The sequence below is a fragment of the Pseudomonas sp. GM79 genome, from assembly GCF_000282495.1.
Taxonomy (GTDB): Bacteria; Pseudomonadota; Gammaproteobacteria; order Pseudomonadales; family Pseudomonadaceae; genus Aquipseudomonas.
The window spans coordinates 78,331-93,733 of record NZ_AKJE01000024.1 but is presented as its reverse complement, the minus strand read 5'-3'; the positions used below and the strand labels follow the sequence as shown (position 1 = coordinate 93,733).

Genomic DNA, 15,403 nt, shown 5'->3' with positions numbered 1-15,403 from the left:
GCCAGCTGCATTTGGCGGCTGCCATAACTCATGTCCTGCCACTGGCGAACCATACCCAGTACACCGTTATTCAGAATGACGATCTTCACCGGCAAACCGTATTGCAGGCAGGTCGACAGTTCCTGAATGTTCATCTGGATGCTGCCCTCGCCCGTTACGCAGGCGACGTCGTCATCCGGGAAGCTCAACTTGATGCCCATGGCCGCCGGCAAACCGAAGCCCATGGTGCCCAGGCCACCGGAGTTGATCCAGCGGTTTGGCTTGTTGAACGTGTAGTACTGCGCAGCGAACATTTGGTGCTGACCCACGTCGGAGGTCACAAAGGCGTCGCCCTTGGTCACTTCGCACAGGGTTTCGATCACGGTCTGCGGCTTGATCACGCTGCCGTCGCCCTTGTCATAAGGGAACAGGCCGCGATCACCGCGCCACTCATCAACTTGCTTCCACCAGCTGGCAACGGACTCCTTGTTCGGGGTCTCGCCGATTTCCTTGAGGATCGCGACCATTTCGGTCAGGACACTTTCGACCGGACCGACGATAGGCACGTCTGCCTTGATGGTCTTGGAGATCGAAGCCGGGTCGATGTCGATGTGAATGATCTTGGCATTCGGACAGAACTTGGCCGGGCCGTTGATCACGCGATCGTCGAAGCGCGCGCCGACTGCAAGGATGACATCGGCATGGTGCATCGCCAGGTTGGCGGTGTAGCTGCCGTGCATGCCGAGCATGCCAATGAACTGACGGTCGGTGCCAGGGTAGGCACCCAGGCCCATCAGGGTATTGGTCACTGGCAGGTTGAGCATCTTCGCCAGTTCGGTCAGCGGCGCGGAGCCACCACCGAGAATCACCCCGCCGCCTGAATAAAGCACAGGACGCTTGGCCGCCAGGAGCATTTCGGCTGCCTTGCGGATTTGCCCGGAGTGACCGCGAACGGCCGGGCTGTAGGAACGCAGCTTGGCTTTTTTCGGGAAGATGTATTCGAACTTCTCGGCCGGGTTGGTCATGTCTTTCGGGATATCGACAACGACCGGACCAGGACGACCGGATTGCGCCAGGTAGAACGCTTTCTTCATGACTTCCGGGATTTCCGACGCATGCTTGATCATGAAGCTGTGCTTCACGATCGGCCGGGAGATACCGATCATGTCGGTTTCCTGGAATGCATCGGTGCCTACCATGGTGCTAGGCACCTGGCCGGAAATGATCACCATCGGAATGGAGTCCATGTAGGCCGTGGCAATACCGGTGATGGCGTTGGTTGCGCCCGGGCCGGAGGTTACCAGTACCACACCGGCTTTACCGGTGGCACGGGCATAGCCGTCAGCCATATGGGTCGCAGCCTGCTCGTGACGAACCAGGATGTGGGTCACTTCCGGTTCTTTGAACAGGGCATCATAGACATGAAGAAGAGCACCACCCGGGTACCCGTAGATATATTTGACGCCTTCGTCACGCAAAAAGCGGACGAGCATCTCACCGCCAGATAAAAGCTCCACGTTGTTCACCTCTAAAACGCCAGAATACCGCCCACATACAAGAGGACGGGTCTTAATAGGTTTACTTCTCGGCAGAGCATGAGCGACGGTGGTCGCCGACTACGTCAGCACTGACTGAGCAAGTATTGGGATCGTCCCAAGTGTTGCGGGCCTTTCCCACCCAGCGCGAGGTAACGCGTTGCGGGTGTAACAGGTCGGCGCGGATGTGCGCCTCATGATCTACCGAGTGGGTCTGCTTCTGGCAGTCCCTCTACAGCGGACTTTGGATTCTTCTGTTTCGCCCATCGCAAGTCAAGCCGTCAATGTGCTTTATTCGAACTAAGCGCATGAGAACGCAAGAAAAAACCTTTAAACCGCAACTGTGTTAGCTTCGATTGCGCACCCATGACAAGGAAATGGCATGCGAACGTTCTTCTTCACCGCCGGCTTGCTGATCAGCCTGAGCCCTTTGTGCATGGCGGGTCAGATCTATAAATGGGTCGATGCCCAGGGCGTTACCCATTTCGATGCGCAACCGCCCCCAGGCCAGGAGCCCACCCTCGTGGTGACGCCCGCCCCGCCCGTCGGCAAACCGAGTACGCCAACGCGCAGCAACGTCATAGGCGATCAACGGGCTATCGACAACAAAGTGAAAAAGCAGGTTGCCGAGCAGCAAGCCCAGCTAAAAGTATTCTGCGAACAGGCCCGAACCAACCTGGCTCAACTGCAGAATAATCCGCGACTACGGGAGGATGTCGACGGTGAGATGCGCCGCCTGACCGACCAACAACGTCAGGAGCGCATCACCGAAGCACAGAAACAGATCGCGAAAAACTGTATGTAGGCGCCTACAACGGATTGGAGTTAGCGGGAGGCGGTGATCAACAGGTCGAACTCTTTGAGCAAGACCTGAAGCTGTCGATCCTTGCCCTGGACGTTGCGGGCGGCGAAGACCATTTCGGCCATCTCCTGGATTCCCGACGCGTTGGGTAATGGCAGGTCTTGCTCCAGGATCAACTTCATTCTTGGCAGGAAGATCCATTGCAGCCATTGCTCGAAATCCAGCGTATCCACCGAAAATGGCTCGACACTGGATAGCGCTTCAGGAGATGGCGGAACTTCGTCCCACCAGCCCTGGACACGCAGTTCGCGTTCGATCAACAGCAACTGCTCGGCAATCTTCGGGAAGCGTGCATCCATCACAGCGAGACCTTGGCCTTCTGACGAGCCAACGCTGCACCGGCGGAGTCACCCTGCTTCTCACGAGCCTGGGCGATCAATTCCCACAGGCTGGCCTGAAGGGCCGGACGACCACTGGCGAACGTCAAACCACGACGAGCGAATTGCTCGGCCTGCGCCGCATCGCCTTGGGCCATACGCACCTGGGCCAGGCGATAAAGCACTTGCGGCTCACGCGGCGCGACACGCTGGGCGCGTTCGAGACTGGAAGACGCACCATTAAGGTCGCCGCTGGCCTGTTGCTGCTGGGCAGTGGTCAACAATGCAAGGACCGGACCGTCCAGTTGCTCATCGGCAGACAGGCCGCCGGAGCTCGCCGAAGGAATCCCGCTCGGCGTCGATGGCATGCTGTAGCTGCCCTGATTGATCGGTGCCGACTGAACCGGCGAGGTATCGATCGGCCCCGGAGTGATCGGGCCTGGGGTAATCGGCGAAGTACTGATCGGGGCCGAGGAAACAGCGCCACCACCCGGCACCATCACAACAACGCCAGTGTCACCTTGCGGGATCGCCTGAGTCTGGGCTTGCGCAGGACGTTTTACCGTCGACTGCCGGAAACCGCCATTCGCCGAAATCCGCTCGCTGTTGGAGACGGCGGTGCCGGAATCCACAACCGGGATCGAACCACGCTGTACGGTGGAGCAGCCGCTGAGCAAAGCCACGGCGGTCACTGCTGGAATCAACCACTTGTTCACTTGAAACCCTCTTTGCTTAATTCATCCAGCCCTTGACCCAATCCATCACCGATTCAGCAGGGTTTTCACCACCGCAAGCGGGACCGGGAGGCGGTTCGCTGCCGCGAATATACGGCATCTGCACTGCGCCTGGGCAGCTGCCTTCAGAACCTTGTCCGGTGCGCGAATCGACCCAGGCCTGAACAATGTTGTCCGGCTGCGGCATGTCCAGCGGCAGCGGATCGGCTTTGCGCATGAAACTGGTCCAGACCTGCAGCGCACCGGTGGCACCGGTGAACGGCGTCTTGCCGTTATCATCGCGCCCCAGCCAGACCACCGCCAGCAGATCCTGACTGAAACCGGCGAACCAGCTGTCCCGCGAATCGTTACTGGTACCGGTTTTGCCGGCCAGGGTCAGGGTTTTTGGTAACACGTTGTAAACCGAACTGCCCGTACCTTCACGCATGACCCGTTGCATGGCGCTCTGAACCAGGTAAATGGACGCCGGATCGAACTGCTGCTGAATCTGGAATGGATAACGCTTGAGCGGCTCGCCCTCGGCAGTCAGCACGCTGCGAATCCCGCGCATCGGCGTATTGAATCCGCCGTTGGCCAGTGTCTGGTACATGGTCGCCACTTCGATCGGGGTCAAGCCACCGGCCCCCAGCAACATCGACGGGAACGCCGGGAACTCGCGACTCACCCCCAGACGTGCCAGGGTCTTCAAGACATTCGGTACGCCCACCGCCAAGCCGAGACGTGCGGTCGACAGGTTGTAGGAATGCGCCAGCCCTTGATAAAGGAACACCGTACCGTGGGAACGGCGATCATAGTTCTGCGGTTTCCAGACCTGACCGTCCGCACCTTTGACCGAAAAGGATTCGTCCGACAGCCAACTGGTCAGTGTGTACTGGCTCGGCTTCTCGAGGGCTGTCAGATAAACCGCCGGTTTGATCAACGAGCCGATCGGTCGCACTGCGTCCAGCGCCCGGTTGAAACCGGCAAAACCCGCCTGACGGCTGCCGATCATCGCCTGGACTTCTCCGGTTTCCGGGTTGGTCACGACCATGGCCGCCTCAACCTCATCGGAACCCTTGCGCCCGGCCAGACGCTTGAACGTGTCGTTGACCGAGGCTTCGGCTTTCATCTGCAGGATCGGGTCGAAACTGGTGAAAATCCGCAACCCTTCTTCGGTCAAGTCTTCGTCGCGGTAGTCTTCGCGCAACTGACGTTTAACCAGGTCGAGGAAGCCCGGGAACGAGCTGTCAGCCAACTTGCCGCGAGTGGTCACACCCAGTGGCATTTTCTTCGCAGCCTCAACCTGTTCGGCGGTGGCAACGCCTTGTTCCCCCAGAACATCGAGCACCAGATTGCGCCGCTCCAGCGCCCGCTCAGGGTTGCGACGCGGGTTGTAATAGGACGGTCCCTTGACCATGCCCACCAACAAAGCAACTTGATGCAGTTTCAGCTCAGACAATGGCTGTCCGAAGAAGAACTGACTGGCCAGACCGAAACCGTGCACCGCGCGCTGACCATCCTGGCCAACGAACACTTCATTGAGGTAAGCCTCAAGAATTTCGCGCTTGTCGTAATGCAGCTCAAGCAACAACGCCATCATGGCTTCGGTGAGCTTACGGGTCAGGCTGCGTTCGCTGGTGAGGTAGAAGTTCTTGACCAACTGTTGCGTTAGCGTACTGCCGCCCTGGGTCATTTTGCCGCCCGAGGTGTTGACGTATATCGCTCGGACAATCGACTTCGGCGACACGCCCCAGTGACTGTAGAAATCCCGGTCTTCTACGGCAATCAGGGTTTCGAGCAGATACGGCGGAACCTGATCGATTTTGATCAGGATGCGGTCTTCAAGGTTTTTCGGGTAAATCCCGCCAATCAGCAGCGGCTCCAGTCGCACCACAGAGAGCTTCGAACCGTTGGTCGCCGAGAGCTCGGCCACGTAATCGCCGGAGAAGCGCACGCGCACAGGCTGAGCTGTCTCCATGCCTTCATAGAACTGGAAGCCTCGGGTATTCAGGTCGATGGTATTGCCATTGACCGCCGCCGCGCCAGGGCCGTTGCTGACGGCTTCGCGTCGGTAGCCCAAGGCATCGAGTTCGGTGAGGAAGTCTTCCTTGCTCAGCTTTTGGCCAGTGAACAGCTCAAGCGGGCGCGCGTACACCTTGGCCGGGATGGTCCAGCGCTTGCCGGAGAACTTCTCCTGGACCACAGCGTCGAGGTAAACCGCGAACCCGGCAAGCACCACAAGGCCGACCAGGCTGAGTTTAAGGGCCCAGCCCAGCCAGGGGCGCATGCCCTTGGAAGGTGGTTTTTTGGGGGTGCGGGGGGATCGAGTACGAGTCATGGCGGCGGATTATACGCACTTTATTCATCCTCAACAGAAGCCCGCTGAGGTTTGCGTCGGGCAGACTTGCGGCCATAATGGCGGCCTTGAATTTTTCCCAGACTCTGAAGGATCGCCTGTGAGCCAGTCCCTGATCGCTGCCCTGCAAAACCCGGCCCTCTACCCGCATCCCGTAGAAGGGTTTCAGGTCATCGAAACCCATATTTCGTGGGTGCTGCTCACCGGCCCCTACGCTTATAAAGTGAAGAAGCCAGTGAATTTCGGCTTCCTCGATTTCACCAGCCTTGAGGCTCGCAAGCATTTCTGCGCTGAAGAGCTGCGCCTGAACCAGCGCCTGACCCATGACTTGTATCTGGAAGTGTTGCCGATCACTGGCAGCGCCGAGGCACCACAACTGGGCGGTGAAGGTCCGGTAGTCGATTACGCCCTGAAAATGCGTCAGTTCCCACAAAGCCAATTGCTCAGCACCTTGCAAGCCAACGGCGAATTGACCACCACGCACATCGACGAGATGGCGGCGCAGATCGCTCAATTCCACCTCAGCGCGCCAAAAGTGCCTGCCGAACACGAAGCCGGCACGCCGGACAGCGTGATGGCGCCGGTGCGGCAGAACTTCGAACAGATCCGCCCGTTCCTCAGCGACAAGGCCGATCTGCTGCAACTCGAGGCGCTGCAAGCCTGGGCCGAAAGCAGCTTCGAACGCCTCAAGCCACTATTCGCCCAGCGTAAGGCCGACGGTTTCATTCGTGAATGCCACGGTGACATTCATTTGGGCAACGCCACCGTGATCGACGGCAACGTGGTGATCTTCGACTGCATCGAATTCAACGAACCGTTCCGCTTCACCGACGTTTACGCCGACACCGGCTTCCTGGCCATGGACCTGGAAGACCGCGGCCTGAAAAGCCTGGCGCGCCGTTTCATCAGCCAATACCTGGAACTGACTGGCGACTATCAGGGCCTGGAGCTGCTGAACTTCTATAAAGCCTACCGCGCACTGGTTCGCGCCAAGGTCAGCCTGTTCAGCATGCCGGCCGAGGCCGATCCGGTGCAGCGCGCTACCACGCTGCGTCAGTACCGCAACTACGCCAACCTGGCGGAAAGCTACAGCACCATTCCTTCGCGCTTCCTGACGATCACCCACGGCGTTTCCGCCGTCGGCAAGAGTCACGTGGCCATGCGCCTGGTGGAAGCGCTGGGTGCCATCCGCTTGCGTTCCGATGTCGAGCGCAAGCGTATGTTCGGCGAGCAAGCCGTACCGAACGACCTGCAGGCCGGTATTTATAGCGCCGACGCCAGCGCCGCTACTTACAGCCGTCTGCATGAAATCGCCGGTGTGATTTTGCATGCTGGCTTCCCGGTGGTGGTCGATGCCACCTACCTCAAGCGCGACCAACGCGACGGCGCGGCAAAAATCGCCGAAGCCACGGGTGCGCCGTTCCTGATCCTCGATTGCGACGCACCGCAAGCGGTGATCGAGAGCTGGCTGAAGCAACGTCAGGCAGACAGTAAGGATCCGTCCGACGCCAACCTGGCCGTTATCGCCGCCCAGCAAGCCAGCCGCGAGACCCTGACGCCGGCAGAAATTCTCTGCAGCAAACGCGTCCAGACCAATGAAAGTGGCACGCTCGATACCGTCGTCGCGCAGATCCGCCAACGTCTGCCAGGCCTGTAAGAAACTATTTCAACCGTGAAGCCTTCACCGGCTTCACGGCCATCAAATAGTGGCACTATACTGGCGTCATAAAACCATCAGGTGATGTGACATGAGCCAGCCGAAACTTCTCGACACCCCGCTTTATGCCTTGCTGCACAAAGACGACATCACAGGCTTTAACAACGAACGTCCGAAAGATGGACCTATCGACATGGTCGGCGGCGACTTCCGTGGTCTCGATCTGCGTGAACTGAACGCCGACGGCGTCGACTTCACCGATGCCTATTTCCGCTCTGCCGACTTGCGCGGCATCGACTTTCGCAACGCTTCCCTGGAAGGCGCGAGCCTGGCCCACGCACAGATCTCCGGCGCCTACTTCCCGCCAGAGCTGAGCGCCGATGAGATTCTGATGTCGATGAATTTCGGTACGCGACTGCGTTATCGCACTCGCTAAAAGAGAGGCTCTACCAAGTCCGGCGCCCCTGCCTTGCGCTGGACTTGTACTTTTTTACCCCCCCCCGAAACTCACACCTTCCGACCGTACTCGCAGCCTTTTCCCGCCACTTCTAGAGCCCGCGTCTTAGAAGCTTTTGCGTCGAAACCGACCAAACAATCACGCTTTTCCTACTGATGGCTACACTGCTGAGAGGCTCGCCCACGCACCGTTCGGCTGTCGCAAGGAGGCTTGATGAATGATGAACTGCAACACCTGAAGAATCTTGGCAAGACGTCGGCGCAATGGCTGCATGCCGTGGGCATCCACAGTGCATCGGACTTGCGTCGGCTGGGAGCTGTGGATGCTTATCGGGCCGTGCGCACGCGCGGTTTTCGGGCTTCCAAGGTGTTGTTGTATGCGATCGAAGGCGCACTGATGGATGTTCACTGGAACGACATTCCCGCCGAACGCAAGGAAGCCCTGAACAAACAGCTGGACGCTATCTCGTCACGCCACAAGATTTGAACGGGTAATTACGCTTACGCACACAGCCTGAAGAGCAATGATTACAAGGCCTTCACCAAGGGAACTGGTGAGATCCACAGAAATTGAAAATCAGCGGTTGACTTGGTAATGAGAATCGCTATGATTATCACAACTGGTCGCGAGACTGGTCGATATTCTGAAAAGCCCTTGGTTCGGACTCTCAGATTATCTCCTCATCAGGCTAATCACGGTTATTTGACCCGGCTCTTGCCGGGTCTTTTTTTGCCTGTGGAAAACTCGCCAGGTTTTACTGCCCTGACTGCTTGCCGAACTGTTTACGCATTTGCGCGCAGTAATCCTGCGGTGGCGTGGCGGGCGTATACCAAACGTAATCGGCCATGGCCGGCGTGACCTCTGCGCCCCGCTCCGCCAGCATCAATACCATCGGCGCTTCAGACTCACCCAAGTCCTGAACATGGATCGGCACCCCGACATCCTTGCGTGCGTGGTACGCGCCAGCAAACAACAGAGAAGGCGTCGGTGCGGCCAGTAATCGCCCGGCCATCCGCCGGTCACGTTGCTGCTGGACGGCAAGCATCGCGGACATTTGCGATGTGGGCAGCAAGCCGCAGTGGGAATCGCTGATTTGTGCCAGCAACTCATCCTTGACCACCGGCGCGTTAGAGAGCGAACCGCTCAATGCCGGGGGTTTGGCATAGACATTACGGACTTCAAGCGTATCCAGATTGGCCGCCAGCAACGGGTACGGTTGAGTCAGGGCAAAACCAACGATCGACCCATACAGATTCCAGTCCCAACCCGGTTGCCAGACCAACGCATTGGGCAAGTCAGCGGGTAGCGGTGAAGAGCGCTTAACGTGATCGACGCGCCCTTGTTGATCCGGCGTGAGCATTTCCAGCAGTAGACTGCCTTGGGGTCGCTGCTCATTCAGCGTCTGTAATAACCACAATTGCAGTTGATGGTGATCACGATTGTCATGCTGCTCGCCGACGATCAACCGCGAAGGCTTGGCCAACCGTGCAAGCAGTTCCTGCGCGGTCAGTGTTTGCCCGCTACGCAGGTCCCGGATCTCGCCGCTGACGGGTGGCGATACCACCGGCACATGCTGACAGGCACTCAGTAACAGCACAGCCAGTATCACCATCACACGCATGTTCTCACCTCGATGAAATGCTCAGCGGGCGATGATCAGCGGATGCCCACGCTCCGGGTGCGGTTGCACCAGTACTTCCAGCCCGAACACGGCCTTGAGCGGTTCCGGGCGCAGCACCTGCTCCGGTGTATCCAGCGCCACGGGACGCCCACCTTCGAGCAGTAATAGTCGATCACAATAGCGTGCCGCCAGATTCAGATCATGCAGGATCACCAGCACCGCAGCGCCACGGTCGGCGAATTCGCGCACCGCTTGCAGAGTGGTGTGTTGGTGCAGCGGGTCGAGCATCGACGTCGGTTCGTCGAGCAACAACGTTTGCCCCGCCTCCCCCGGCCACAGCTGCGCCAGCACCCGCGCCAGGTGAACCCGCTGACGTTCACCGCCAGACAGCGCCAGATAACTGCGTCCACTCAGGTGCCGCGCATCGGCCGCGTGCAGCGCGGCGGCGACGATTTCGTCATCCCTGACCCGGCCGCTTTGATAAGGCAAACGCCCCATGCCGACCACTTCTTCGACGCGAAAGGCAAAGTCCAGGGTCGACACCTGCGGCAACACCGCCAAGCGCTGGGCTCGCTGCGCCCCGGCCCAATTATTCAGCTCGCGCTCATCGAGCCAGACACTGCCGTGGTCCGCCTGCAATTCGCCGCAGAGGGCGCCGAGCAATGTGCTTTTACCGGCACCGTTGGGGCCCAGCACGCCGAGGACTTCGCCCGGTTTAAGCTCAAGGGTAATGTCCGTGAGAACAATCTTTCGACCGCGCCGGATTTGCAGGTTCTGCGCTCGCAACATCAGGCACGCCCTCTGAGCAGTAGATACAGAAAGAACGGTGCGCCGATGAAGGCCGTGACGATCCCGATAGGCAATTCGGCCGGTGCCAGGGCCAGCCGCGCCACCAGATCGGCAAACAACAACAGACTGGCACCCGCCAGCACTGAAGCCGGCAGCAGCACTCGATGATCGGGACCGGCCAACAGACGCACCAGATGCGGCACCACCAGACCGACAAACCCGATCATCCCCGCTGCCGCGACCGCCGCACCGACACCCAGCGCCGTGCAGAACACCAACTCGCGCTTGAGCCCTTCGACATCGATGCCCAGGTGACCGGCCTCCGACTCCCCCAAAAGCAACGCATTCAAGGCTTTGGCCCGGCGCGGCAGCCACAGCGCCACGCCGGTGCTCACCAGTAGCAACGGCCAAAGTCGCGAATAGCTGGCGCCGTTAAGGCTGCCCAGGTTCCAGAACGTCAGGGTGCGCAGCGTCGCATCATCCGCCAGATAGGTGAACAGACCCACGGCGGATCCGGCCAGTGCGGTCAACGCAATACCGGCCAACAGCATGGTCGCGACATGGGTCTGCCCGTTGCGCCGGCCCAGCCGATACACCAGCGCCGTCACGCCGAGCCCGCCAAGAAACGCGCACACCGATAACAGGTAAGGCCCGAAGGATTCAGGCAGACCGCCGAACGCAGAACCACCGACGATCGCAATGGCCGCGCCCAATGCCGCACCGCTGGAGACGCCGACCAGCCCCGGATCGGCCAGAGGATTACGAAACAACCCCTGCATCGCCACGCCGGACAGTGCCAATACACCCCCCACGGCCAAACCCAACAAGGTTCGCGGCAAGCGAATCTGCCCGAGGATCAGCTCGGCCTGCTCCAGCCCGTCGGGCGCGATCGGTACACCCACCAACCGCAGGGCTGCACGCAAGGTGTCGAACAACGGCAAGCTCACCGGTCCAAGCGCCAATGACAACCAGATGGCCAACACACACAGCAGGATCAGACCAATGAACAAAGCACGGGGTTTAACCAGGATGGTCATTGGCCGGCCGAATCGGGGTAAAAGGCGTCAGACAGTTTTTTCAACGCAGGGGGTAGCCGCGGTCCCAATCCCCCGACCAACAAAGTCGGATCAAGCTCCATGACTCGCCCGTCCTTGGCCGCGCGGGTCGAGGACAGGATCGGGTTCTCCTTGAACAATGCCGCACGAGCCGCATCGCCGGTCAGTGCGCGATCGGCAAACACCAGCACCTCAGGATCCAGACTGACCAGGGACTCGACAGAAAAGGGTTTGTAGCCGGTATGCGTGGCCAGATTGTGCCCTCCGGCCTGTTGCAGCAACCAATCAGCGGCGGTGTCCTTGCCGGCGATGAGCGGTTTGCCGCCCGCGTGACCAAGCAACAACAGCACGCCCGGCGTTTTTTGCGTCAGTTGTGCCTGAGTGACCCGCCCCCTTTCATGATCGAGCATCTGTTGATAACTCTTGAACAACTGCGTCGCCCAGTCTTCAGCGCCGAGCAACGAGCCCAAATGCTTCAAGTTGTTCTGCAAAGTCATCAGATCCGGCTTAGCGGAAAACAGTTCGATTTGCACACCGGCACTGCGAATCTGCGACAGCACCGGTGGCGGCCCCATTTCTTCGGTGCCGATCAAAATCTGCGGGCGTAAGCTCAAGATGCCCTCCGCCGACAGTTGCCGCTGATACCCGATTCTTGGCAGCATCTTGAGGGAGTCAGGATACTGACTGGTGGTATCGACACCGACCAGTTTTGACGCTCCGCCCAGCGCGATGACCCACTCCGTCAGCGCTCCACCGGCACTGACCCAACGTTGTGGCAACTCGGCCGTTGCGCCGTGGTGGCTGACGAGGAGTCCGACACAGAGCGCAACAACACGGGTACTCAGGCGCATAAACAGCTTCCTTTAAGGGTTTTCCCGGGCATCGAAATGACAGGCCACGTATCCTTGGCGTCTGGCACCCATGCCTGAAGGGCAAGACGGCCATTTGATAATTGCTTGCATTTGAACGTCAAGCTCGGACATATCTGGTCACGAGCCGCGGAACTTGAGGATAGACATGAAGTTTCTTTGCGCAGGCGCCGAATTGGCTGACGCCAGCAGTCGCGGTTTCGACATCGACGGCCAGAAACTCCTGGCCGTGCGCCGGGGCGGCCGGGTGTATGTGTATGAAAATCGCTGCCCGCACCGGGGCGTCGGACTGGAATGGAAGCCCGACCAGTTTCTCGACCCCAGCAACAGCATGATCCAGTGCGCCACCCATGGCGCACTGTTCCTGATTGAAGACGGCGAATGCGTCGCCGGCCCATGCGCCGGGCAATCCCTGACTACCATCCCCAACCGCGAAGACGAGCAAGGAATCTGGCTAACCGTTTAACAGCACCTCCAGGCGCCGATCGACCACCATCTCTTCGTGGGTCAAGTGCACGCCATACGCCAGCACTTCGACCCCGCACGCCACCGCTTCGCGTAACGCCGCGGCGTAGGCCGAATCGATTTCTTCAGCAGGACGCACGGAGTCGATGCCGGTCAGGTTCACGCAATACAACTGCACGGCACGAATCCCGTCCCGGGCCAAATGCGCCAACTCTCGCAAATGCTTGGCTCCGCGCTGGGTCACTGCGTCTGGAAATGCCGCCACCAACGAACCATCGAAGCCCAGGGTCACGCTTTTGACTTCCACATAAGCCGGCCCGCTCGGGTAATCGAGACGGAAATCGATGCGGCTGCTCTCCTGACCGTAGGCCACTTCGCGCTTCAGTTCGGTAAAGCCGTTCAGCTCGGTGATGACATTGGCCCGCAACGCCTCCTCGATCAAACCGTTGGCGCGCCCGGTGTTTACGCAAAACAACCGCCCCTGTGGGGTTTCCCCGACTTCCCAGGTGCCTGGCAATTTGCGCTTGGGGTCGTTGGAACGGCTGAACCAGACCTGCCCGCCTTCAACCTGGCAATTAAGCATCGAACCGGTGTTTGGGCAGTGAATGGTCAGCAACTCGCCGCTAACGGTTTCGATATCAGCGAGAAAACGTTTGTAGCGACGAATCAAGCGACCTTCTTCGAGGGGAGGATGAAAGCGCATCAGCCTTGCCAGCTCTTCAAACCGCGAGCGATCCGTTCGACCGCTTCTTGCAAGCGTGGAAGACTCTGGGTGTAGGCAAACCGCACATGATGCCCGGCCTGATAACGACCGAAGTCCAGGCCCGGCGTAATCGCGACGTGCTCGGTTTCGAGGAAATGTCGGCAAAACGCGAAGGCATCGCCGCCGAACTTGCTGATATCAGCGTACAAATAGAAAGCACCTTCCGGCTCTACGGCAATACCGAAGCCCAATTCACGCAGGGCTGGCAACAGGAAATCACGACGTCGTCCAAACTCGGCGCGGCGCTCCTCGAAAATTTGAATAGTGGCGGGTTCGAAGCAAGCCAATGCGGCGTGCTGGGCCATGCTCGGCGCACTGATGTAGAGGTTTTGGGCGAGCTTCTCCAGCTCACCGACCGCCGCTTCTGGCGCTACCAGCCAACCGAGGCGCCAGCCGGTCATGCCGAAATACTTGGAAAAACTATTGAGGACGAAGGCGCTGTCATCGACTTCCAGCACGCTGGCCGCATCCGTGCCGTAAGTCAGGCCATGGTAGATCTCGTCGACCACCAAATGGCCGTGGCGGGCCTTGATCGCTGCAGACAGCCCGGCCAACTCGTCGCGGGTCAGGATGGTCCCGGTCGGGTTGGCCGGCGACGCTACCAGCGCGCCGACGCTGTCGTGATCCCAGTGACGCGCAACCAAGTCTGGGGTCAGCTGATAACGCACGTCCGGGCCGACCGGCACCAGTTGCGCCGCGCCTTCCACCAACCGCAGGAAATGCCGGTTGCACGGGTAACCCGGGTCTGCCAGCAGCCAGTGTTTACCTGGATCCACCAGCAAGGCGCTGGCCAACAGCAATGCGCCTGAACCGCCGGGCGTGATGAGAATTCGTTGCGGATCGATGTTCAGCCCGTAACGTTGCTGATAAAAACCCGAAATGGCTTCACGCAGCTCAGGAATGCCGCGAGCGGCGGTGTAACGAGTCTTCCCCGCCGTCAGCGCGGCCTGGCCGGCCTGGATGATCGGCTCGGCGGTGGTGAAGTCTGGCTCGCCGATTTCCAGGTGAATCACGTCGTGGCCGGCCGCTTGCAGCTCGTTGGCCCGCGCCAGCAGGGCCATGACGTGAAACGGTTCGATAGCGCGACTGCGCGCACTGTAGGACAGAGCCATTAGCCTTCCTTACAACGGGGAAAAGAATCGATTCTACCCAAGCGCAGGAACGAGCGAGAACCTAAAGCGGTCAGAGCCCATATGACGCTGGTCTCAAACGGTTCAAGCGTATGCTCCAGGTTTGACTAAAATCAATAATTGATCAGGTCTCCAGAGCCACCAGGCAAGGCTTTGCAATCTTTTGCAAGGCCCACGGGCCGCGGGCTCGACATCCGGGAGTAGCGCGGTCCGATTTGATCTGGTAAGTTCGCCCGCTTGCAGCCGCAGGGCCGGCAGGTGTCGGTGATGGAGCAATCCTGCGCAATGGATTACAAGAGTAGAGGCGGTCCATTTCATGCCCACCCAAGCAAAGCAGCAAAATCAGTCGATCAGCGGCTTCGAACCCTACAAAGAAGTGAAGGGCGAAGAGTACATGGGCAAGCCCATGCGCGCTCACTTCACCAAGATCCTGAACAAGTGGAAACAGGACTTGATGCAGGAAGTCGACCGTACTGTTGATCACATGAAAGACGAAGCGGCCAACTTTCCTGACCCGGCAGACCGTGCCAGCCAGGAAGAGGAATTCAGCCTCGAATTGCGCGCCCGCGACCGCGAGCGCAAGCTGATCAAGAAAATCGACAAAACCCTGCAATTGATCGAAGACGAAGAATACGGCTGGTGCGAGTCCTGCGGCGTCGAAATCGGCGTCAAGCGACTGGAAGCCCGCCCTACCGCCGACATGTGCGTTGACTGCAAGACCCTGGCGGAAATCAAGGAAAAGCAAGTCGGCAAGTAATCTTGGCGACTTGAACGAAGAACGGAGCGTGCGAACGCTCCGTTTTTTTGTTTCTGACATTTGCCCTGGCAGCAAACC

General features: G+C 59.4%; 16 protein-coding genes. 6 read left to right on the top strand and 10 right to left on the bottom strand.

All coding sequences use genetic code 11. From position 1 onward, the window contains the following. On the bottom strand, nucleotides 1–1,496 hold a 1,496-nt coding region (locus PMI36_RS24400; RefSeq protein ID WP_008068556.1), incomplete at its 3' end, for an acetolactate synthase 3 large subunit. 400 nt (nucleotides 1,497–1,896) lie between these two features. Between PMI36_RS24400 and PMI36_RS24405 the strand changes: the two genes are divergently transcribed. Beyond that, complete coding sequence (locus PMI36_RS24405) at nucleotides 1,897–2,319, top strand: DUF4124 domain-containing protein (RefSeq protein WP_008068539.1); 423 nt, start codon at nucleotides 1,897–1,899, stop codon at nucleotides 2,317–2,319. 20 nt (nucleotides 2,320–2,339) lie between these two features. Here PMI36_RS24405 and PMI36_RS24410 read toward each other — a convergent pair whose 3' ends face one another. Genes PMI36_RS24410 through mrcB form a run of 3 tightly spaced genes read right to left on the bottom strand, consistent with a single transcriptional unit; the run spans nucleotide 2,340 to nucleotide 5,744 of the window. Beyond that, a complete protein-coding gene (locus tag PMI36_RS24410; protein ID WP_008068537.1) occupies nucleotides 2,340–2,675 on the bottom strand; it encodes a YqcC family protein in 336 nt (111 codons plus the stop codon). Then, nucleotides 2,675–3,409: a tetratricopeptide repeat protein gene (locus PMI36_RS24415; RefSeq protein ID WP_008068536.1), complete on the bottom strand. Its 735-nt coding sequence runs from the start codon at nucleotides 3,407–3,409 to the stop codon at nucleotides 2,675–2,677. The genes PMI36_RS24410 and PMI36_RS24415 overlap by 1 nt, the downstream gene beginning before the upstream one ends. 16 nt (nucleotides 3,410–3,425) lie before the next feature. Then, the gene (gene mrcB / locus PMI36_RS24420) at nucleotides 3,426–5,744 is read right to left on the bottom strand and encodes a penicillin-binding protein 1B (protein ID WP_032830123.1); all 2,319 of its coding nucleotides are present in this window, start codon (nucleotides 5,742–5,744) and stop codon (nucleotides 3,426–3,428) included. Nucleotides 5,745–5,862: 118 nt separating this feature from the next. Here mrcB and PMI36_RS24425 point away from each other — a divergent pair, with 118 nt between their 5' ends. From PMI36_RS24425 to PMI36_RS24435, 3 genes are all read left to right on the top strand, one after another. Continuing rightward, on the top strand, nucleotides 5,863–7,419 hold the full coding sequence (locus PMI36_RS24425) for a bifunctional aminoglycoside phosphotransferase/ATP-binding protein (protein ID WP_008068530.1): 1,557 nt from the start codon (nucleotides 5,863–5,865) through the stop codon (nucleotides 7,417–7,419). 91 nt (nucleotides 7,420–7,510) lie between these two features. Continuing rightward, complete coding sequence (locus PMI36_RS24430; RefSeq protein WP_008015079.1) at nucleotides 7,511–7,855, top strand: pentapeptide repeat-containing protein; 345 nt, start codon at nucleotides 7,511–7,513, stop codon at nucleotides 7,853–7,855. Between the two features lie 234 nt (nucleotides 7,856–8,089). Then, entirely contained in the window at nucleotides 8,090–8,362 is a 273-nt protein-coding gene (locus PMI36_RS24435; protein WP_007902045.1) for a TfoX/Sxy family protein, read from the top strand. Nucleotides 8,363–8,630: 268 nt separating this feature from the next. Here PMI36_RS24435 and PMI36_RS24440 read toward each other — a convergent pair whose 3' ends face one another. Genes PMI36_RS24440 through PMI36_RS24455 form a run of 4 tightly spaced genes read right to left on the bottom strand, consistent with a single transcriptional unit; the run spans nucleotide 8,631 to nucleotide 12,192 of the window. Continuing rightward, nucleotides 8,631–9,497 (bottom strand): ChaN family lipoprotein, encoded by an 867-nt coding sequence (locus PMI36_RS24440; RefSeq protein ID WP_008068529.1) that lies wholly within the window; start codon nucleotides 9,495–9,497, stop codon nucleotides 8,631–8,633. Nucleotides 9,498–9,518: 21 nt separating this feature from the next. Beyond that, a complete protein-coding gene (locus PMI36_RS24445) occupies nucleotides 9,519–10,286 on the bottom strand; it encodes a heme ABC transporter ATP-binding protein (RefSeq protein ID WP_008068528.1) in 768 nt (255 codons plus the stop codon). Then, nucleotides 10,286–11,269, bottom strand: coding sequence for a FecCD family ABC transporter permease (locus PMI36_RS24450; RefSeq protein ID WP_177319479.1), 984 nt, complete (start codon nucleotides 11,267–11,269; stop codon nucleotides 10,286–10,288). The genes PMI36_RS24445 and PMI36_RS24450 overlap by 1 nt, the downstream gene beginning before the upstream one ends. A 50-nt stretch (nucleotides 11,270–11,319) precedes the next feature. Beyond that, entirely contained in the window at nucleotides 11,320–12,192 is an 873-nt protein-coding gene (locus PMI36_RS24455) for a heme/hemin ABC transporter substrate-binding protein (RefSeq protein ID WP_008068526.1), read from the bottom strand. A gap of 166 nt (nucleotides 12,193–12,358) precedes the next feature. Between PMI36_RS24455 and PMI36_RS24460 the strand changes: the two genes are divergently transcribed. Then, nucleotides 12,359–12,676: a Rieske (2Fe-2S) protein gene (locus PMI36_RS24460; RefSeq protein WP_008068524.1), complete on the top strand. Its 318-nt coding sequence runs from the start codon at nucleotides 12,359–12,361 to the stop codon at nucleotides 12,674–12,676. Here PMI36_RS24460 and sfsA read toward each other — a convergent pair. Together sfsA and PMI36_RS24470 are read right to left on the bottom strand one after the other, a co-directional pair. Then, on the bottom strand, nucleotides 12,665–13,378 hold the full coding sequence (gene sfsA, locus PMI36_RS24465; protein WP_008068517.1) for a DNA/RNA nuclease SfsA: 714 nt from the start codon (nucleotides 13,376–13,378) through the stop codon (nucleotides 12,665–12,667). The genes PMI36_RS24460 and sfsA overlap by 12 nt on opposite strands. After that, the gene (locus tag PMI36_RS24470) at nucleotides 13,378–14,550 is read right to left on the bottom strand and encodes a pyridoxal phosphate-dependent aminotransferase (RefSeq protein WP_008015090.1); all 1,173 of its coding nucleotides are present in this window, start codon (nucleotides 14,548–14,550) and stop codon (nucleotides 13,378–13,380) included. The genes sfsA and PMI36_RS24470 overlap by 1 nt, the downstream gene beginning before the upstream one ends. Before the next feature lie 334 nt (nucleotides 14,551–14,884). Here PMI36_RS24470 and dksA point away from each other — a divergent pair, with 334 nt between their 5' ends. After that, complete coding sequence (gene dksA, locus PMI36_RS24475) at nucleotides 14,885–15,325, top strand: RNA polymerase-binding protein DksA (RefSeq protein ID WP_007902025.1); 441 nt, start codon at nucleotides 14,885–14,887, stop codon at nucleotides 15,323–15,325. Nucleotides 15,326–15,403: the final 78 nt, after the last annotated feature.